We start from the raw sequence: 20054 nt of genomic DNA on the forward strand, positions 1-20054 counted from the left end.
GGGTGTCACCTCCAATGGTATAGAATACTATATTCTATAGAGACTATAGGAATATAATTCAACATGACTTATTATACAGAATGAATTTTAAGTTTGCAATATTTTTATTTAACAAACACTGATTCTATTTATAAAAGAAACAAATATGTTCATAAAAACGGTAGGAAAATGTGTAAAATATGTTATGATAAAGTCAGTTAAATGAGAGTAGGTGAAAGGATTGAGTATTGCGTTTATTGTGACCATTATTTTAGTCATGAGCGTCATTTTTGTTAATGGATGGACAGATGCACCAAATGCTATTGCAACAGCTATTTCAACAAGAGTTTTACGACCTAAACAAGCGATTCGTTTAGCAGTTGTGATGAATTTTTTGGGAGCCTTAGTGATGACATTATTTAATGCACAAGTGGCTGAAACCATTAGTAATATTGTTTCTTTTGGGGATGATATTCGGTCAGCACAAATTGCTTTAGCAGCTTCGTTATTTGCTATTGTCGTTTGGGCAGTTGCAGCTTGGTGGTTTGGTATTCCAACCAGTGAAAGTCATGCTTTAATTGCAGGATTAACAGGTTCAGCCATGACACTAGGTGGACTAAATGCAGTGAATATGGGGGAATGGAAAAAAGTATTGATTGGTTTAGTTGTCTCAACAGTTGCCGGTTTTTTTGGAGGCTATTTAATTGTCAAATTAGTGGAAGCGCTTTTTAAATGGGTGGATAGAAGACGGGCTAACACTATTTTTACTTATGGACAAGCTTTCGGGGCGACGGCTATGGCATTTTTACATGGAGCTCAAGATGGCCAAAAATTTATGGGAGTCTTTATGCTAGGTCTTTATTATAATGGCTTAGTTGCTAAAACAGCCGGTGGTTTTATTATTCCAATATGGGTGATGGCCTTGTGCTCGTTAACCATGGGGCTTGGTACATCAGTCGGAGGTATGCGAATCATTAAATCAGTGGGAATGGATATGGTTAAGCTAGAAAAATATCAAGGATTTTCTGCTGATATAAGTGCGGCTATCTGTCTACTGGTTGCCTCTTTATTAGGGATCCCTGTTTCAACAACTCATACTAAAACAACTGCTATTATGGGAGTAGGAGCAGCACGACGAGTTTCTAGTGTGGATTGGCAGATTGTTAAAGAGATGGTTTTAGCTTGGGTACTTACTTTTCCAGGATGTGGTTTGATCGCGTATTTAATGTCAAAATTATTTTTAGCCATTTTTTAAGTTAAAATAAATCGTTAATGGATAGAAAAGGAGTTTTTTTGATGAGACGTAGTCGAAAAGAATTTGATTATTTCGCAGAATTTTTAAATTTAACAAATAAAGGACAAGAAGCTAGCAATGAATTGCTAAAGGTATTAAAGGATTACGATAGTGGGACAATAGAAAATCAAGCTTATCAAATCCATGAAATTGAACAAGCAGGGGATAAAATTGTGCATAATATTATGGATGAGTTAAATCATTCTTTTATTACACCGATTGACCGAGAAGATATTGTGTTGTTAACTGAATCATTGGATAATATTTTAGATGGGTTAGATTCTGTTCCTTTTCAATTGGATAGCTATTTAATTACAGAAATTAGAGGTAAAGCGATTGAAATAACTGAATTAATCGTAGAGGCAATGAATCATTTGATTGGTGTTGCAAAAGAATTTGCTAAATTTAAAAATTCTAAAGTATTAGGAGAAAAAATTGCTCATGTAAACAGCATAGAAGAGCAAGCAGATTTTTTATATCGCTCTGCTGTAAAAGAATTATTTTCTACTGAACAAGATATTTTTAATGTAGTTAAATGGAAAGCAGTTTATAGAAGATTAGAAGACATTATGGATGACATTGAAAAAACAGCAGATGTTATGGCTGGATTAGTGATTAAAAACACATAAAGACAGAGATATAAAAAGTGTTCCCACCAAACTGAGTGAGAACACTTTTTTTATTCTGCTAAAAGAGCTTCAATATCGGGAATCATTTTAGATGGTTTATCTTTAGGAGCAAAACGTTTTACAACATCTCCTTTTCGGTTAATTAAAAATTTAGTGAAGTTCCATTTAATATGGTCACCTAATAATCCAGAGGAATGAGCGGTTAAATAAGCAAATAGTGGGTCTGCCTTTTCTCCGTTTAAAACAGTTAATTGATGCATAGGAAAAGTAACCCCGTAAGTCATGCGGCAAGCTTCAGCTGCTTTTTGCCCAGATTCTAATTCTTGTTTAAATTGATTAGAAGGAAATCCTAATACTACAAGACCTTCTTTTTGATAGGTTTGATACAAAGATTCTAATTCAGCAAACTGAGGAGTAAAACCGCATTTGGTTGCAGTATTGACGATTAAGAGAACTTTCCCTTGGTAGTCTTTTAAGGAATAAGTTTGACCATTTTCTAAAGTAGCAGGGTAATCATAAATAGACATAGTTAACATCCTTTCAGTAATGACTAGATTACTTTCATGATAAAGCTGTTTAAAAAAGAATGCAAAGAGAAGGATTGAAAAAACTATACCTGTTCATGATTAGTTGTTTAGACTAATAGAAAACAGGTATAGTTTTTTTAGTTAGTAATTAACCAGTAACCAATAAGAACGGCACCTAAAATAATACGATACCAACCAAATGGTTTAAAGTCATTTGTTTTAATAAAGTTAAGTAAGAATTTAATAACAATGATTGATACTACAAAAGCAACAATACATCCAACCATTAAAATAGTAAATTCATTGATGGAAAAAGTATTTCCTCGGTAAAAGAATTTAAATAATTTTAAACCACTTCCACCAAACATAGCAGGGATACTTAAGAAAAATGAAAATTCAGTAGAAACAAAACGGGAACAACCAATAATCATTGCACCGATGATAGTCGCACCAGAGCGAGAAGTTCCAGGCATTAGAGCTAAAACTTGAAATAGTCCAATGATAAAAGCTGCTTTATAAGTGAATGAGTCAAAATTATCACATTTAGGGCTACGACCTTTATTCCAATTTTCAACTAGGATAAATAAAACCCCATATAAAATCAGCATAATGGCAATAGGTAAAAATTTATGGAAATGCAGTTCGAACCAATCATCTAAAGGAACTCCAATAATAGCTGCAGGAAGTGTTCCTACAATAACTTTCCCCCATAAATTCCATGTGCTTTTTTTCTCGAGGGGTGATTTTTTAGGAGAAAAAGGGTTGAGTTTATGGAAGTACAAGACAACTATAGCTAAAATAGCACCTAGTTGAATGACTACATTAAACATTTCTTTAAAAGCAGGTGTTGCTTCTAATTTTAAAAATTCATCTACTAAAATCAAATGACCAGTACTACTGATAGGGAGCCATTCAGTAATACCTTCAACGATTCCTAGAATAATGGCTTTAATAATATTAAACCAGTCCATTGTGTCCATCCTTTCTAAATAAAATAGTTATCTTAAACAGTATAGGAAGAAACTAACAAAATACCAACTAATTTGTTAAATATTAAAGAAACCCTAAACTTTTATGCACTTTTTTTCTTAGAAGACAGATAAAAGAAGATAAGATTAATTAGTTCACTAGGATCTTTTTTAGCAGTATAGTAAATAAAAGGAGGGATTTTAATGAAACAGATGATGATTGGTAAAAGGTTAGTACCAGCAATTGGCATGGGAACTTGGGGATTAGGAGAAAGTATATCTAGCCACGCTGCAGAAAAACGCTCCTTACAAGAAGGACTTCATTTAGGTGCTAGAGTTATTGATACAGCTGAAATGTATGGGGATGGCTTAGCTGAACAACTAGTAGGAGAAGTCATTCAAGAAAGTAAGCGAGAAGACATTTATTTAATTTCTAAATTTTATCCGTGGCATGCTGGTGCTCAGCAATTAGAAGCTAGTTTACATGCTAGCTTGAAACGGTTAAAAACTGACTATTTAGATTTATATTTACTACATTGGCGAGGAAACATTCCGTTAACTGAAACCATTGAAATCCTCGAAGCTTGTAAGAAAGCAGGAAAAATTAAACAATGGGGAGTTTCCAACTTTGATATACGTGATATGAAAGAATTATATCAGTTACCTCAGGGAGATAAATGTGTAACCAATCAAGTCTTGTATAATTTAGGGAGTCGTGGTATTGAATTTGATTTACTTCCTTGGATGAAAGAGCAACAGATACCGTTGATTGCCTACGCTCCAGTGGCTCATGGAGATACTTTAGGGGCTAATTTGGAAAAGAAAAAAATTCTTCGTCAAATTGCTGGTGAACATAATGGAACAGTCTATCAAATTTTATTGGCTTGGTCTATTCATAACGGCACAACTTTAGCTATTCCGAAAGCTAGTCAATTAGAACATATGCAAGATAATATGGGAGCTTTAAATCTATCTTTAACAGAAAACGATTTGAAAGAGTTAGACCGTTTATATCCTGCTCCTAAGCGCAAATTACCTTTAGCAGTCCTGTAGTACTGTGACATAAAAGTATGAGTGAATTAAAAAATTGCTGGAACAGAAGCTGAATTTACAATTAATCGTGGATTTTTTCACAAAAGTGGTATAATGAGAGTAGAAGTAAATGTATGAGAGGAGATCTAAACATGAAAAAATCATTAAAAGGAACAAAAACAGCGGATAATTTATTAAAAGCTTTTGCAGGAGAATCTCAAGCAAGAAATCGTTATACCATGTATGCTTCTGTTGCTAAAAAAGAAGGGTATGAACAAATTAGTGCTATTTTTCTAGAAACAGCTGAAAATGAACGGGTTCATGCGAAACGTTTCTTTGAATTTTTAGCAGATGATTTTGAAGGTGAAATGAGACACTTAGAAGCAGACTACCCAGTCGGATTAGGTACAACGGAAGATAACTTAAAATATGCGGCTGAAGGGGAACATGATGAATGGTCTGATTTATATCCAGCTTTTGCAGAAGTAGCAAAAGAAGAAGGATTTACAGCTATTGCAGCTGCCTTTAGATATATTAGTGTTTCAGAAAAACATCATGAAGAACGTTACTTAAAATTATTAGAAAATGTTAAAGAATACGAAGTCTTTAAAAAAGACGGAGAAGTTTACTGGCGTTGTCGTAAATGCGGTTATGTGTACAAAGGAAAAGAAGCACCTAAGAAATGTCCAGCTTGTGATCATCCTCAAGCTTATTTTGAACTATTATGTGATAATTTTTAATCTGATTATTTTATAAATAATGAGTTGACTAAAAATAAGTCTCCTAAATTTAGGAGGCTTATTTTTTAATTTTTTTATAAGATGTATTGAAATTCAATAAGACGTATTATATAGTGTAAATATACTTAATTAATACGTCATAATGAAACGGGGAAGAAATTAGATGCAAAAGAATGTTTTTCAATTTAATGAAGGAAATGCTAAAATGCGTGAAACCCTTGGAGGTAAAGGAGCTAACTTAGCTGAAATGGTTAATATGGGCTTACCAGTCCCTCAAGGATTTACAATTACAACACAAGCTTGTATGAATTATTTAACAAATGGTAATCAACTACAGGATGATTTAAAAGAAGAAATTCAACAAGCATTACACACATTAGAAGAACAATCTGGCAAGAAATTTAACGATATGACGAATCCGTTGTTAATATCTGTTAGAAGTGGGGCAGTTTTTTCAATGCCTGGTATGATGGATACTATTTTAAATTTAGGTTTAAATGATCAAACGGTTAAAGTGCTAGCTGAAAAAACAGGAGACGAGCGATTTGCTTATGATTGTTATCGCCGGTTGTTACAAATGTTTGGAGATGTTGTTTATGGGATTGAAGCTAATCGTTTTGAACAATATTTAGATTATTTAAAAGATCAATATCATTATCAGTCAGACACTGATTTTACAGCAGCTGATTTAAAACAAATTGTGAAAGTATATAAAGAAATTTATCAAGAAGCCATTCAAAAAGAATTCCCACAAGAACCAACAGAACAATTATATGCAGCGATTGAAGCTGTATTTAGCTCATGGAACAATCACCGAGCGACTATTTACCGGAATGCCCATGGTATTGCTCATGATTTAGGAACGGCAGTTAATATCCAAATGATGGTATTTGGTAATAGTGGAGCTAACAGTGGAACTGGTGTAGCTTTCACTCGTAATCCTTCCACTGGGGAAAACAAATTGTTTGGTGAGTATCTAATGAATGCACAAGGAGAAGACGTTGTTGCAGGTATTCGGACACCTTCTAGCATTGAACATTTAAACGAAACATTGCCAGAGGTTTATCAACAGTTTGTTAACATTGCAGATAAACTAGAAAAACATTACAAAGATATGCAAGATATTGAATTTACCATTGAAGATAAAAAATTATACATGTTACAAACTCGTAACGGTAAACGAACAGCTCAAGCTGCTTTCCAAGTAGCTTATGATTTAGCTAAGGAAGGTCTTATCTCAAAAGAAGAAGCGTTGATGAGAATAGAGCCTGAAATGATTGACCAACTACTTCATCCAGTATTTAAAACACAAGACCTAAAAGGAGCAGTTGTTATTGGACAGGGCTTAGCAGCTAGTCCAGGTGCCGCAACAGGTAAAATTGTTTTTGATACCTTACAAGCTAAACGCTTAACAGAAGCAGGAGAGAAAGTTATTTTAGTCCGACAAGAAACTTCACCAGAAGATGTAGAAGGCATGCTTATTAGTGAAGCGATTGTAACTAGTCGTGGTGGGATGACTTCGCACGCAGCAGTAGTTGCTCGGGGAATGGGAACTTGTTGTGTGGCAGGATGTAGTGATTTAAAAGTAAATGAAACAACTCGTAGTGTCCAATATGAAGGTGGCACGTTAACTGAAGGAGATATTATTTCAGTTGATGGTAGTAAAGGGGTTATTTATTTAGGTGAAATTGCTGCAGAAAATAATGAAGAAACTGAAGTATTCAAAGAAATGATGAATTGGGCTGATCAAATGGCTACGATGAAGGTTAGAGCCAATGCTGAAACCATTCAAGATATTCGTACAGCTATTCATTTTGGAGCAGCAGGGATTGGTTTGGCTAGAACAGAACATATGTTTTTTGAAGGACCTCGTTTACAAGCAATGAGACGACTTATTTTAGCTAATACTGCAAGAGAACGCCAAAAACCATTAGAAAAATTATTAGAAATCCAACAAGAAGATTTCTATCAAATGTTTAAAGAAGTCGAAACAAGAGGTATAGTCGTTCGTTTGTTAGACCCACCTTTACATGAATTTTTACCTCATACAGCAGATGAAATAAAAGAAGTAGCTAAACAAGCAGACATGTCTGAAGAGGAATTATTAGTTAGAATTAAGGAATTAACAGAAACTAACCCAATGTTAGGACATAGAGGGTGTCGGTTAGGCATTACCTTCCCAGAAATTTATGAAATGCAAGTGGAAGCTATTATTACTAGTGCTTGTCGTTTACATGAAGAAGGCATTCCAATTCAACCAGAAATTATGATTCCACTAATTGGAACAAAAGAAGAGTTAAGTTATTTACGTGAGTTATTAGAGAAAAAAATAGAAGATACATTGAAACAATTGTCTAACCAAATACCTTATCAATTAGGGACAATGATTGAAATTCCAAGAGCTTGTTTAGTTGCAGATGATATTGCACAGGAAGCTGATTTCTTTAGTTTTGGTACCAATGATTTAACTCAAATGACATTTGGCTATTCTAGAGATGATGCAGGCAAATTTATTCATCAATATAAACGACAAGGTATCTTAAAAGCTGATCCATTTGTTCATGTAGATGAAGAAGGTGTAGGCGCTCTAATGGAAATGGCAGTTAACAAAGGAAGAATCACTAAACCGGAACTAAAAATTGGTGTATGTGGCGAAGTTGGAGGAGATCCACAATCCATTCAATTCTTCCAAACCCTTGGGCTAAATTATGTATCTTGTTCACCTTACCGAGTACCTGCTGCAAGATTATCTGTGGCACAAGCAGCAATTAGTGCGTCAAATAAGTAAAAAATACTAATTTAAAGCCTATTGTATTTTATTAGAACGTCTTATATAATGAAATTATCAATAATAAGACGAGGGATTTAAATGGAACTTTCAACTAGACAAAAAAAGATAATTGAAATTGTTCGTCGAGATGAGCCAATTAGCGGCGACAATATTGCAAAACAACTAGGTTTAACTAAACCGACGTTAAGAAATGATTTATCCTTATTAACTATGACTGGAATTTTAGATGCACGTCCAAAAGTTGGTTACATTTACTCTGGACAAACAATTGAGCCACTGCTTTTTGAAGAGCTGTTTCATCAAAAAGTAGCTGAGATTATGGTTCCTCCCGTCTTTATTAAGCAAACTACCTCTATTTCTGATGCCATTACTGATTTATTTATGCATGATACAGGGAGTCTTTATGTGATTCATGAAGTAACTGGAGAATTTGTTGGATTGTTATCTCGAAAAGATTTATTAAGAGCATCGATTAACAATCAAAATATCACCGGAACCCCTGTTGCTATGATTATGACAAGAATGCCCAATATCGTAACGATCACACCAGATGAAAGAATTATTGACGCTGGGTATTTGATTGTCCATCAAGAAGTAGATTCGCTACCTGTTGTAGAGTCAGCTAATAGCACTAAAGTGATTGGTAAAGTTTCAAAAAGTAAATTATTGACTCATTTTATCTCATCAGGTTACGAAGTAGAAAAAAATAAAGAAAAGTAAAGAGGAATGACAAAATGACAAAAGCAAATTTATTTATTGTTTCAGATTCTGTTGGAGAGACAGCTCAAAAAGTTATTTCTGCCGCTTTAGCTCAATTTCCTAATGTGTCTGATACTGATATTAAACGTTATCCATTTATTGATAATAAGGACGATCTAACTCAAATTTTAGCGGATGCCTTAAAAGAAAAAGCGATTGTAGTAGCCACTTTAGTTAACAAAGAATTAGTTGCTACTTTAACTGATTTTTCTAGACGAACAGGCTTAGATTATGTCGATTATATGTCTCCTTTAATCGACTTAGTTCAAAGCAAAACAGGAGAAATTCCAAAAGAAGAACCAGGCGCTTTACATAAACTTAATGAAGAATACTTTAACCGAGTATCTGCAATTGAATTTGCTATCAAATATGATGATGGTAAAGATCCACGTGGTTTTGCCCAATCAGATTTTGTAGTGTTGGGGATTTCTCGAACTTCTAAAACGCCTCTTAGTATGTACTTGGCAAATAAATCTTATAAGGTATCTAATTTACCTTTAATTCCAGAAGTACCTTTGCCAAAAGAATTATACGATGTGCCAGCTGAAAAATTAATTGGTTTGACAGCTGATCCTGAGAGAATTTTACGGATTAGAAAGTCTCGTTTACATTCTTTAGGTTTAAACGATTCCTCACAATATGCTAATTTAGACCGTATTTGTGAAGAAGTCGATTACGCAGAAAAAATTTTTAAAGAGCTTGGAGCAAAAATTGTCAAAGTAGATGATCGGGCAGTTGAAGAATCAGCAGCGATTATTGAAGGATTGAAAGCTAACTATTAAGAAAAAGGTCATTTAGAATAAATTCTAAATGACCTTTTTTTAATTGAAAAATGGATTAGTCGCTTTTTCATGTCCAATGGTTGTTGGCTCGCGGTGTCCTGGGTACACTTGGTAATGGTCAGGTAAAGTAAATAATTGTGACCGAATACTTTGTAATAGCTGTTCTGCGTTACCTGTATACAAATCAGAACGACCAACGCTTCCTTTAAATAAGGCATCTCCTGTTACGACAAACTCTCCGTCTGGAAAAATGAAGCTAACACTGCCAATAGAGTGTCCTGGAGTTTCTACAACAGAGAATGTCATCTCTCCTAATGTATAAGTCCCTTCTTCTAGTTCATAATCTGCAGGTGCAACAAGTAAAGGAGCACCTGTTAAGTCTTGGGATAAGTTTTTTACCGGATCTCCCAACCAACTATTTTCTTTTGCACTTACATAAACTGGAATATGATAAGCTTCTCTTAAAGGATCTACTGCACCGATATGATCGAAATGGGTGTGTGTTAATAGGATAGCTACAGGTTTTCTATCTAGCTCTGTTATAAGGGACTGTAGCTCCTCATTATTATTACCAGGATCTACTATTAGCAAATGTTTATCATTATAAATTAAGTAGCAATTTTCTTCAATCCATTTACCTGTTACAACTTGTTGAATGTCAATCATTGAGTAAACTCCTCTCACGTTTCACTTTTTCTCCTTTAGTATAACGAAAAGAAATGGAGAACACAAAGGGAAGGTGTTAACAAGTATGGGCTAAGATAATTTGGACTAATAAGTTACCAGCTCCTTGACCGACTCGTTGATCGTAATAGTCAAGAAATGTAGGAGTTTCTTGATACATAGTCGCTAAGCCTCGGTGTGCCTCTTTAGAATAAAAGGTCCAGTGTTGTTTTAACCAGTCTTTGTGAAGCTGAAAAATCATTTGGGTATCATCTAAAGGTGTTTGTTGTTCTAACGCTTGTTTTAAGCTAGCAAACAATAATTCTTCTGTTTGGATTTGTTCTTGGTAGCTTTCTTTCGTTTGATTGAGTTGTTTTTGATACACAGCTTCAACTAATTCTTCTCCGTATTTATCTCGAATTTCTTCGCCGTAGAGGGTATCGTTTTTTTGGATGCGTTCTTGTTTAAACTGATTAAACTTTTCTTCATTAGTCATGTGATATTCTCCTTTTTGTTCTGCTATTGTTTTTTCAACAGTTTGAAGTAGCTGAGTTAACTGTTGCTGTTTTTGAATGAGTTTTTGCTGATGGAGTTCCAAGATAGCAACTAAATCTGTGTCTGAATGAGTGAGAATAGATTGGATGGTTTGTAAGGATAAACCTAGTTCTTTTAAAAGTAGAATATAGTGGAGTTGTTCTACTTGTTTTTCTCCGTAAAGTCGGTACCCATTTTGGCTAATACTAGCTGGTTTTAGTAAATCTATTTCATCATAATAACGCAAGGTTCTGGTAGTAATGTGGGCTAATTGAGCCAGCTCTTTAATGTGGTAAGTAGTCATTCTTTAACCTCCTGTTCTGTCTTTACTATATAGGTTGACGTAAGGTTAATGTCAACACTCTTTAAGTAAATTCTTTTAAAAGAATCTAAAAAAGGATAAACTAATAAGTAGATAGATTAGCTTGGTAGAAAGGATGAGAAAATTGAAAAGAAAAAGTAAAAAGTTTTTGCTAGTAACTGTTTTAACCAGCTTGTTACTTTTAACAGGCTGTCAAAATGTTAGAATGTGGTTTAAAGATTTTCAGCAAAGTTTTAAAGGCTTACATATGACTATTAGAACGTATGATGATGAAAGCCAAATTATTGATGAAGTGAAAGGGAAGTCTGTCTATATCGAAAGAGACAAAGATTTTGATACAGATGATGAAACAAAAGATTCCTCTGTGCTACGGATTACAGTTGGAGGAAAAGAGTTGCATCATGTAGGTTCTTCTATGATAGTAGAAGAAGAGGGACTTCATAACGTGTTTGATGATTATAGACAAAAACATGATTTGAAAGATCTAGATTCTTCGTTACCGATTGTGAATAAAATGGTGGATGAATTTAGAAATCAATTTACTGGTAAAAAGAAAGTGGTGCTAATTCGTAGTCAAAGAGGGTATCCTTTAGCTACTTATTCAGGTGATAAAGTTTCTCTTTACCAAACAGATGTGCCAAAAAGTACAGGCATTTTAATTGATAATCATTATTTGTTTATTTATCGGTGTGATTATACGATCTATGATACTAGTTTATTAGATGATTAAGGAGGAACTCTGTGGGAATTTATCTGATTTATTTTTTAGTGATTGTTTTAAGTAATACAATTGGCGCTATTTCTGGCATGGGTGGGGGAGTGATTATTAAGCCTGTTTTAGATGGTATTGGCTACCATAGTCTTGCTGCCATTTCTTTTTATTCTAGTGTGGCAGTATTAACCATGTCAGTTTCTTCTACTTTTAAGCAAGTTAAAAATGGTGTGAAAATCGTTTGGCCTTCAGCAATCGCCGCTTCAATTGGAGCAGTAATAGGAGGAGGGATTGGACAACGTTTGTTTGATTATTTGCTAACTGTTCTTCAAGGGGAAAAACAGGTGCAACTAATCCAAATTAGTTTACTTATTGGAACCCTATTCTTGGTATTATTGTATACGTTTTTTTCCAAAAAAACCCTTAATCTTAAAGGTGAATTTATTTATCTTTTAGTTGGAATAGTTTTAGGAAGTTTATCTACATTATTAGGGATTGGCGGCGGACCAATTAATGTTTCTTTACTTGTGTTTTGTTTTGGGTTAACAATGAAAGACGCTACTGTTTATTCGATTATCACTATCTTTTTTTCTCAAATAGCTAAATTAGGTTTGATGTCCATGACAACAGGATTTAATTCTTTTGATATTAAAATGCTTTATGTAATTGTGCCAGCAGCTCTTTTAGGTGGCTATTTAGGTGGTTATTTTAGTGGAAAAGTGTCAGATAAACGGGTATCTAATATCTTTGTAACTGTAGTAGTCTTAGTTATAGGTATAAACTTATACAATGCTTGGCATCTTTTAGTATGAGTTAAGTATTAAATAGATAAAAAAGAAGGGATAAGTTAACTTATCCCTTCTTTTATAGGTGATGGAGGCGGCGGGAGTTATACCCTACTACTCCTAAATCGTTGCTATATCAATGTTATCAAGGGTTTAAACCTTGTTTAATCTTGCTTTGACTACGTTTTTGAATACGGTTTGTTTATATTTCCATAAATTTAGCGAATTGTTCAGCCGTATCTTCTTTAATTTTTTCTGAAACGTGTGTATAGATGTTCATGGTTGTTTGAATGTCTGAATGTCCTAATCTATCCTGTACACGTTCGATAGGTACACCGGCTTCAAACAGTAAGCTACAATGCGTGTGTCTTAGTCCATGAGTTGTGACACGTTTTAGGTTATATTTTTCTTGTATGCTTATCATCCATTTTCTACTTCTTGATGGTATGATATGCTTGTTATATATATTACTGAATACCAGTTGTTTTGGTTGTAGGGTATTGATCCCTAACTTTAAAAAATCTTCTTGCTGTACTTTACGCCATTTTCTAAGAATGTTCATAGTGTCTTTATCCATTGAGATAGTACGTTTTGACTTCTTAGTCTTTGGCGGCTGCACTAATAAACGATTATCTTTGCCTTGTGCTAAAGCTTTATTAATCGAAATAGTATTTGTTTGGAAGTCTATATCTTCCCATGTTAAAGCGAATGCTTCACCTTTTCTCATACCGCTGAAAGCAAGCAACCTAAAGAACGTGTATATGTAGCAAGGTTTATCTTGTTCCATATAGTCGAGAAATACTTTTAATTCATCTTTGGTGTAATAGTTCTCGATTTTATCTTCATCATCGTCCTTTACAGATGGTCTAATAACTTTAGATAAAGGGTTATCACTTATTATACCTAAAGTCATAGCGTACTTAAAAACGTTATTAGCATAGCTTAAAGTCATGCGGTATTTCTTTAATTTAGATGCCCACTTATCGACAGCCTTTTGACAAGTTAGCACGTCAATTTTATTGATCTTCATTTTACTAAATGCTGGTAGTATATGAAGCCTAAAAATTTGCGTTGTTTTAGCGTACGTGCTTTCCTGTACTGTCTTTTCATATTGAACTACCCATAAATCATAAACGTCTTGATAGGTCATATTTTCGGCTTTTTGAAGCCCTCCTTGTTCATAGTCTAGTTTTAGTCTAGATAGAGCAAGTTGGGCTTCTTTTTTGTTTTTAAAGCCACGACGAGTTGTTCTAATGTCTTTACCTGTTAATGGATCTACGCCTAAATAAGCTTGAAATAACCAAGCCTTAGAGCCATCTTTTTTTACATATTGTTTAAATGTTGCCATAAATATCTTACTCCCTTGTACTAAGTGCAGGGGTGTGCATAGTTGTAGGAAGAATTCTTACCAAATTACTTATGTAATAGATTATTAAAAAAATCGTATAGTTCTTTTCTTTGTGAATATTGAAGAGTGAAAAAATCTTTATCAATTTTTTCTTTCATTTCTATAGAATTTTGATATTCTTCATTTGTTTCTAAATAGTCTAAATCTTCGAAAAAATTGCGAATACTAATATCTAAAATTTCTGATAATAGATAAATTTGATTAACGTAAATATTTGATAGAGTACCATTAAGTAAACTTTTAAATTTTTTCTTTGGGATATTCGTTGCATTAATTAATTCTTCTTCAGTAATTCCTTTTTCATGCATTCTACCAACAAGAATTCTTGGCAGGTTCTTTACTAATGATTCATTAGTTTTCGAATATTCTGAAAGTTTTAATGCAAATTCCTCCTTTGTAATTCCAAATGCTTCAGAGTATCTTTCAATTTCCTTTTCTCCCAATGATCTCACACCGTTTTCATGATTAGAAATTGTATTTTGACTATATCCAGTTAGACGACCTAATTCTTTTTGGGTCATTCTTTTTTCTTTACGCATGTCCTTCAATACCATTCCAAAAGTTATTTCTTTTTTATTCAAATCAAACAGCTCCTTTGAAAAAAGATTAACATAAAATGAAATCAAAATACATAAAAAAATCTCAAATAGAGATTTTTTTGTTGCATTATTATATTTTATCGAGTATTATTATCTCGTAATGAGATATATCTCGTAATGAGATAATATTTGGAGGTGATTAGATTATGAATGGATTACAGGTTTATTTGTCAGAAGAGCAATCGAAAGAGTTGCGCTTATATGTTTTTGAGGTAACGAAAAATGCTATTGAGGAGGCTAAAAAAATGGCTGGACTTGATAGACCATTCTTAAAACAAAATGAAATGGCTAAATATTTAGGTATTTCTATTAATTCATTAAGAAAGTTAGAAACGTATGGTTTACCAAGTATTCAGATTGACGGTTTGAAATTCTATTCAAAAGAAGAAGCAACAAAATTTTTATTAAGTTATCAAAAATAAAACAATCTAAGTGCAGGGGTGTGCAATTAAATAAACAAAAGGGATTGTAATATTAAAGGATAGTTTCAACATCCACTAGTTCTATAGAATTTTCGTTCTTTTCTATTTTTTTATAAAAATAATAGTTCCAGTCTGAATCTAAACTCATTCTAACTCTAATATCAGCGAATTTAATTTGTTCATCATAAGGAATTAGTGAAGAAAATAAAAAATTATATATATCTTTTATTAAAACATTTTGTTCATCTTCTTTCAATTCGTTGAAAAATTTAGAATTATCCTCAAATGAATGTTCTGTATCATCTGCGTAGTTGTTAAAAACATCGGCATCTTTTGTGGTTATTATAACTTTATATTCACTTTTTGTTTTAGTTACAAAACAATAGACTTGATAATCTAACGGAGGATATGAACTTATCTCAACGGTTGTTCCATCATCTAAGTTTGCAACAGTTAAATTTCTTTCCGTAAAAACTCTAATTATAAATAAATCTGCACCATTATCCATTTTAATGGGAGAAGTTTGTCCATAAACAAACCATTTGTCTGGTTGAATTTCTATTAAGTCATTTGGAGTGATTTTTAAATGCGTACAAATCTTTTCTAAAGTATCAAATTGAATACCTTTACTAGTATTATTTGCCATTAAACTAAGTGTATTTTTAGAAATACCTGTTTTTTCGTGAAGCCAAGTCATTGTTTTACCTTGGTCCTTTAATATTTTTTTTAAAGTAATGTTAATCATTAATAATACACGCCCTTTCATCATAAGATTAACACAGAATGATAGAGTAATACAATGTTTTTTACTGTATATAGTTAATTTGTTACAAATAAGTAGTTGCAAATGATTTTATATGATGTTACTGTATAGTTGTAACAGAAATACTATAAATAGTATGAATGGGGGGTGAAATTAATGCAAGGATTACAAGTATTCTTATCAGAAGAGCAAAGTAAAGATCTACAGAAGTACGTTTTTGAGCTTACTAAGGAATCAATCGAGGAAGCTAAGAAGATGGCTGGACTTGATAGACCATTCTTAAAACAGAATGAAATGGCTAAGTACTTAGGTATTTCTATTAATTCATTAAGAAAGTTAGAAACGTATGGTTTACCAAGTATTCAGATTGACGGTTTGAAATTCTATTCAAAAGAAGAAGCAACAAAATTTTTATTAAGTTATCAAAAATAAAACAATCTAAGTGCAGGGGTGTGCAGGCGAAAGGAGATTTATATGAAAGAATTAGTATTCGTTAAAAGCGCGATGTTGGATGAAGTACCGTTTACAACTAGTTTAGTTATTTCTGAATATGCAGATATTGAACATCGTGCGGTATCCCAAATGGTTAGAAAGTATCATGACAGATTAGAAGGGATGGGGAAGGTAACATTTAAAATGTCGCCTATGGCAAGCGGTCAAAAAGCTAAAGTGTATATTTTGAATGAAGTACAAGCAACGTTTCTAATTACATTATTGAAGAATACAAATAAAGTTGTTGATTTTAAGGAAGAGTTATCTAAACAATTCTTCTCAATGAAACAAGAATTAATGAAACGTCAAATGTATCGTGAGTTAGAAAAGCCACTAAGAAGAACTCTAACAGATTCTATTAAAGAATGGGAACACGTTAATAAATGGGCATACAAACTGGTTACAGATCTTATTTGTAAGAAGATAACAGGTATGAACACTAAGCAATTAAAACAAGCTAGAAACGTTTCTAAAGGAACTAGTGGCACAGATATTTACACCGTAGAAGAATTTGAACAGTATCAACGATTAGAGCATAAAGTAATAGCTTTACTTGATATGAACATGACGTATGAACAAATTAAAGCTGTAGTAAACGGTGAAAGTATTGAGTTTAGGTTACAAGTGAAAGAAAAAGTTGGCAGAGGTTTACCAGTTTCAAAAATTCAACAAGTTAAAAGAATTTCAAAAACTGATATTGATAACTTTTTGAATGAAAATAAAATATAGCTAGCTGGGGAGCAAGCAAGAAAGAGGTAGTTAAAAATGTTAGAACATAACACATTAAAAGATGTTTTAAAAGATTTGTATGACTTATCAGAAGGAAGTAATTTCATGACAGATGGGAAACCATCAACTATTGAAGATATTCAAGATTTATATCATGAAAGAATTATTAATGTGATTGATTTATTGGGATATGAAAGTATTTATCTAGATGAAAAATAGCACACTTAGGATGGCAGTCCTTTAAGTGTGCTGGGTACTAAATAGAATTCTGACAAAACTATCTAGTACCCATTATATCATGATTTTTAAATTAAATGAAATGGGGAATAAAAAATGAAAGTAAATAATAAACAAATTTTTATAGAAGGTAAACCAGTAACAGAGGATTATTTATTAAATATAGCAACAGAATTAACTTCATTGTCTGAATTAATTCAATTGGTCAGACAACCACTTGAAATGCTCGATTATAGTGTTACTAAAAATGATGAGTTTGTATTTAAGCATTATATTCTTACAGGTGGCTTACAATGTTTAGAAAATAATTTGGAAGATATTCAAAATAAAATATTGAAAATTTCTAACAATATTTGTCCAGATGAAATGTAAAGGTAGGTGATTGAGTGATATACACCAGTCAAGGATTTACAACCAAAAATATGGTTCAAGTTGATACTAACCAATCAGATTGGGAATATCTAACAGCTTATGAGCCTAAAATAATCTCTTATGAGAATATCGAACAAGTGGAACAATTCAAGAAAAGCCAAGCTGATTATTTTTTAAGTGGAGAAATGAAACTTAATTCTGTAACTAACCAGTATGAGCGAAGTAATCAAAACTTAATTGGTAAACGTATCATAGCATTAGATTATGATGACATAGATGTGCTTCTAACTAAGTTTAATCATATCGTTAAAGAGAAGCTACAAGGCATTGATTATATGTTATATCCGACTATCAGAAATAATTTTGATGGTTACGGGTTAAGGTACCGGCTTCTGATTAATACAGACCGTTTATACAATGAATCAGAATCTAAGGTATTGCTTACTAATGTGATTGATCATATCGGCTTAAAATGTGACAGTGCTTCAAAAACATTTAGCCAGCCAATGGGATTACCTTTAATCAATGCTTTTTCAAATGAAAAGATGATTACAGTTAATCATGGTCAACCTTTAAAAGTTGATGATTACTTAACACCACTAGAAGTAAAAGAACCATTTATATTAAATTATCAACAATCAGAATTATCTGATAGTGAGTATATTAATTTGTTTAAGCAGTATGCTAAAAGAAACGCTCCTAATTTATCAGACTACTCATTTTATCTAAATGCTTATATGTGTTTAAAGCATGGTGTACAATCCAATGAGATTAGTCAAGAGATAGCAAAAGTAGGGTTAATGATTTTAGCTGGTGATAATGAAGAATGGCAGAGAGATAATGTTAAACACTTTGAGCAAGACAAGGCAGTTAGTCGATTAAAGAAACCAGTTAAAGAGTATTTTGGCAATAGAGTGGGTTCTGAATTATTAGATGGCAATGATTTAAAAAAGGCGTTATATGAGCGTAGACAAGAAGAAATAGCTTATATGATGCAGCAATGGGAAGAAAATGGAAGTAATGGGCGAAAACCATCTTTAATTTCTCCAATTAGGGTAGCAATTGTATTAAAAGATTATATTAAATTTTGTTTATTTGATATGAACGAGAATACAAAATTAGCTATATACAGACCTAGCGAGGGAATTTACACACAGAATGAAACGTATATCAGAAGAATTATTTCATGGTTAGAACCTAAGCATAACAGTAGCAAAGCTAGTGATGTAATCTATCATCTTAAAAATATGGCAGATATTAGAGAAAAAACAATCTCAAGATATTTAATTCCAGTCAACAATGGGATATTCAATCTTGAAACAAAGCAATTAGAAGCATTTAGTTATGAGAAGGTATTCACTTCTAAAATAGCTACTGATTATGTTGTGCCTGAAAGCAAACCTATTATAGATGGCTGGAATGTAGATGAATGGATGAAATCTATCTCATGTAATGATCCAGAGATAGAGCGGCTATTGTGGCAAGTAATCAGTGCTTCGCTCAATGGCAATTTTTCAAGGAGAAAATCTATCTGGTTAGTAGGTAGCGGTAACAATGGGAAAGGAACTTATCAAGCATTAATTAAAAATCTAGTTGGTGCTAAAAATGTGGCTACTTTAAAGCTTCCAGACTTTCAAGGTAGGTTTAATTTATCTATGCTAGAAGAAAAAACGGTATGTATTGGTGATGATGTACCAGCAGGTGTTTATATTGATGATAGTTCAAACTTTAATTCTGTTGTGACTGGTGATGATGTCATGGTGGAAGAAAAGAATAAGCCAGCATATAGCACTAACTTTCAAATGACGGTCATTCAATCAACAAACGGAATGCCTAAAATACACAACAAAACAGAGGGTACTTACAGAAGGATTGTGATAGTACCTTTCTCAGCTAACTTTAAAGGTCAAGGGGATAACTGGAAGATTAAAGATGAATATATTAAAAATAAATCTGTTTTGGAATACGTACTATATCAAGCAATTAATTTGGACTTTGAACGGTTTACTATTCCAAAAGAATCGGAAAATCTTATGAGTGATTATAGACAAGTTAATGATCCGTTAGTTGATTTTAAAGAAAATGTATTCGATAGTTTGAACCTTAACAAGATACCTTTCTATATTGTTTATGGTTATTATAAAGACTTCTGCCATGATAATAACTTCCAACCAATGAGCAAACTAAAATTTTCAAGAGATTTTGAAACTATGTTGGATAATGATTGGAAAAAAATTAATCGAAAATATTCAAATGGCGAATTAGGTACGTTACCTAATAAGCCGACAAATATAGCCTATCCAAGTCATGGAAAAGTTTATAAATATTATATAAATGAACGACTGAAAATAGTATAGGTTACTAAGGTTATTAATAGGTTACTCATTTAAAATGAATGGGTAACCTTTATAAACATTGATACACCAATCTTATGAGTAGATAGGTTACTCATTTACTCATTTATTTCAACTTTTAATAAATTAAATAATGATATAGATAATACATTAAAATATAA

Annotated in this window: 22 protein-coding genes; 15 read left to right on the forward strand and 7 right to left on the reverse strand. The window is 32.7% G+C overall.

Features of this window, described 5'->3' with window-relative positions:
• Positions 1-256: 256 nt before the first annotated feature.
• A complete protein-coding gene (locus C7P63_RS08885) occupies positions 257-1234 on the forward strand; it encodes an inorganic phosphate transporter (protein WP_125943886.1) in 978 nt (325 codons plus the stop codon).
• A 41-nt stretch (positions 1235-1275) separates the two neighbouring features.
• Positions 1276-1902, forward strand: a complete 627-nt coding sequence (locus tag C7P63_RS08890) for a DUF47 domain-containing protein (RefSeq protein ID WP_165863810.1) — start codon at positions 1276-1278, stop codon at positions 1900-1902.
• 50 nt (positions 1903-1952) lie between these two features.
• Here the strand turns inward: C7P63_RS08890 and C7P63_RS08895 are convergent, their stop codons facing one another.
• Together C7P63_RS08895 and C7P63_RS08900 are read right to left on the reverse strand one after the other, a co-directional pair.
• Positions 1953-2429, reverse strand: coding sequence for a glutathione peroxidase (locus C7P63_RS08895; protein WP_125943803.1), 477 nt, complete (start codon positions 2427-2429; stop codon positions 1953-1955).
• A gap of 137 nt (positions 2430-2566) precedes the next feature.
• On the reverse strand, positions 2567-3400 hold the full coding sequence (locus tag C7P63_RS08900) for an undecaprenyl-diphosphate phosphatase (protein WP_125943804.1): 834 nt from the start codon (positions 3398-3400) through the stop codon (positions 2567-2569).
• A 201-nt stretch (positions 3401-3601) separates the two neighbouring features.
• Here C7P63_RS08900 and C7P63_RS08905 point away from each other — a divergent pair, with 201 nt between their 5' ends.
• The 5 genes from C7P63_RS08905 to C7P63_RS08925 all read left to right on the forward strand — a co-directional run bounded on the left by C7P63_RS08905 (position 3602) and on the right by C7P63_RS08925 (position 9501).
• Positions 3602-4450: an aldo/keto reductase gene (locus tag C7P63_RS08905; protein ID WP_125943805.1), complete on the forward strand. Its 849-nt coding sequence runs from the start codon at positions 3602-3604 to the stop codon at positions 4448-4450.
• Positions 4451-4581: 131 nt separating this feature from the next.
• Positions 4582-5169: a rubrerythrin gene (rbr, locus tag C7P63_RS08910; RefSeq protein ID WP_125943806.1), complete on the forward strand. Its 588-nt coding sequence runs from the start codon at positions 4582-4584 to the stop codon at positions 5167-5169.
• A 163-nt stretch (positions 5170-5332) separates the two neighbouring features.
• Entirely contained in the window at positions 5333-7957 is a 2625-nt protein-coding gene (ppdK, locus tag C7P63_RS08915; protein ID WP_125943807.1) for a pyruvate, phosphate dikinase, read from the forward strand.
• An 81-nt stretch (positions 7958-8038) separates the two neighbouring features.
• A complete protein-coding gene (locus C7P63_RS08920) occupies positions 8039-8680 on the forward strand; it encodes a helix-turn-helix transcriptional regulator (protein WP_125943808.1) in 642 nt (213 codons plus the stop codon).
• A gap of 14 nt (positions 8681-8694) precedes the next feature.
• Positions 8695-9501: a pyruvate, water dikinase regulatory protein gene (locus C7P63_RS08925; protein WP_125943809.1), complete on the forward strand. Its 807-nt coding sequence runs from the start codon at positions 8695-8697 to the stop codon at positions 9499-9501.
• Between the two features lie 39 nt (positions 9502-9540).
• Here C7P63_RS08925 and C7P63_RS08930 read toward each other — a convergent pair whose 3' ends face one another.
• Both C7P63_RS08930 and C7P63_RS08935 read right to left on the reverse strand, forming a co-directional pair.
• Entirely contained in the window at positions 9541-10164 is a 624-nt protein-coding gene (locus C7P63_RS08930; protein WP_125943887.1) for an MBL fold metallo-hydrolase, read from the reverse strand.
• A 79-nt stretch (positions 10165-10243) separates the two neighbouring features.
• The gene (locus tag C7P63_RS08935; RefSeq protein ID WP_125943810.1) at positions 10244-11002 is read right to left on the reverse strand and encodes a MerR family transcriptional regulator; all 759 of its coding nucleotides are present in this window, start codon (positions 11000-11002) and stop codon (positions 10244-10246) included.
• A gap of 133 nt (positions 11003-11135) precedes the next feature.
• Between C7P63_RS08935 and C7P63_RS08940 the strand changes: the two genes are divergently transcribed.
• Complete coding sequence (locus tag C7P63_RS08940) at positions 11136-11750, forward strand: DUF5052 family protein (protein WP_125943811.1); 615 nt, start codon at positions 11136-11138, stop codon at positions 11748-11750.
• Positions 11751-11761: 11 nt separating this feature from the next.
• Positions 11762-12544, forward strand: coding sequence for a sulfite exporter TauE/SafE family protein (locus C7P63_RS08945; protein WP_125943812.1), 783 nt, complete (start codon positions 11762-11764; stop codon positions 12542-12544).
• Between the two features lie 175 nt (positions 12545-12719).
• Here C7P63_RS08945 and C7P63_RS08950 read toward each other — a convergent pair whose 3' ends face one another.
• The gene (locus C7P63_RS08950) at positions 12720-13865 is read right to left on the reverse strand and encodes a site-specific integrase (RefSeq protein ID WP_125943813.1); all 1146 of its coding nucleotides are present in this window, start codon (positions 13863-13865) and stop codon (positions 12720-12722) included.
• A 65-nt stretch (positions 13866-13930) separates the two neighbouring features.
• Entirely contained in the window at positions 13931-14506 is a 576-nt protein-coding gene (locus C7P63_RS08955; RefSeq protein ID WP_125943814.1) for a helix-turn-helix domain-containing protein, read from the reverse strand.
• Between the two features lie 164 nt (positions 14507-14670).
• On the opposite strand from C7P63_RS08955, the gene C7P63_RS08960 reads away from it, so the two are divergent.
• Entirely contained in the window at positions 14671-14946 is a 276-nt protein-coding gene (locus tag C7P63_RS08960; RefSeq protein ID WP_125943815.1) for a hypothetical protein, read from the forward strand.
• Positions 14947-14998: 52 nt separating this feature from the next.
• Here the strand turns inward: C7P63_RS08960 and C7P63_RS08965 are convergent, their stop codons facing one another.
• Positions 14999-15691, reverse strand: a complete 693-nt coding sequence (locus tag C7P63_RS08965) for a helix-turn-helix domain-containing protein (RefSeq protein ID WP_165863811.1) — start codon at positions 15689-15691, stop codon at positions 14999-15001.
• A 174-nt stretch (positions 15692-15865) separates the two neighbouring features.
• On the opposite strand from C7P63_RS08965, the gene C7P63_RS08970 reads away from it, so the two are divergent.
• From C7P63_RS08970 to C7P63_RS08990, 5 genes are all read left to right on the forward strand, one after another.
• Positions 15866-16141 (forward strand): DNA-binding protein, encoded by a 276-nt coding sequence (locus C7P63_RS08970; RefSeq protein ID WP_125943817.1) that lies wholly within the window; start codon positions 15866-15868, stop codon positions 16139-16141.
• Between the two features lie 42 nt (positions 16142-16183).
• Positions 16184-16930 (forward strand): Rha family transcriptional regulator, encoded by a 747-nt coding sequence (locus C7P63_RS08975; RefSeq protein WP_125943818.1) that lies wholly within the window; start codon positions 16184-16186, stop codon positions 16928-16930.
• A gap of 36 nt (positions 16931-16966) precedes the next feature.
• Positions 16967-17149, forward strand: a complete 183-nt coding sequence (locus C7P63_RS08980) for a hypothetical protein (protein WP_125943819.1) — start codon at positions 16967-16969, stop codon at positions 17147-17149.
• Between the two features lie 114 nt (positions 17150-17263).
• Entirely contained in the window at positions 17264-17539 is a 276-nt protein-coding gene (locus tag C7P63_RS08985; RefSeq protein ID WP_125943820.1) for a hypothetical protein, read from the forward strand.
• Positions 17540-17553: 14 nt separating this feature from the next.
• The gene (locus C7P63_RS08990; RefSeq protein ID WP_207853025.1) at positions 17554-19896 is read left to right on the forward strand and encodes a DNA primase family protein; all 2343 of its coding nucleotides are present in this window, start codon (positions 17554-17556) and stop codon (positions 19894-19896) included.
• Positions 19897-20054: the final 158 nt, after the last annotated feature.

Source organism: Vagococcus humatus (assembly GCF_003950325.1).
Lineage (GTDB): Bacteria > Bacillota > Bacilli > Lactobacillales > Vagococcaceae > Vagococcus_C > Vagococcus_C humatus.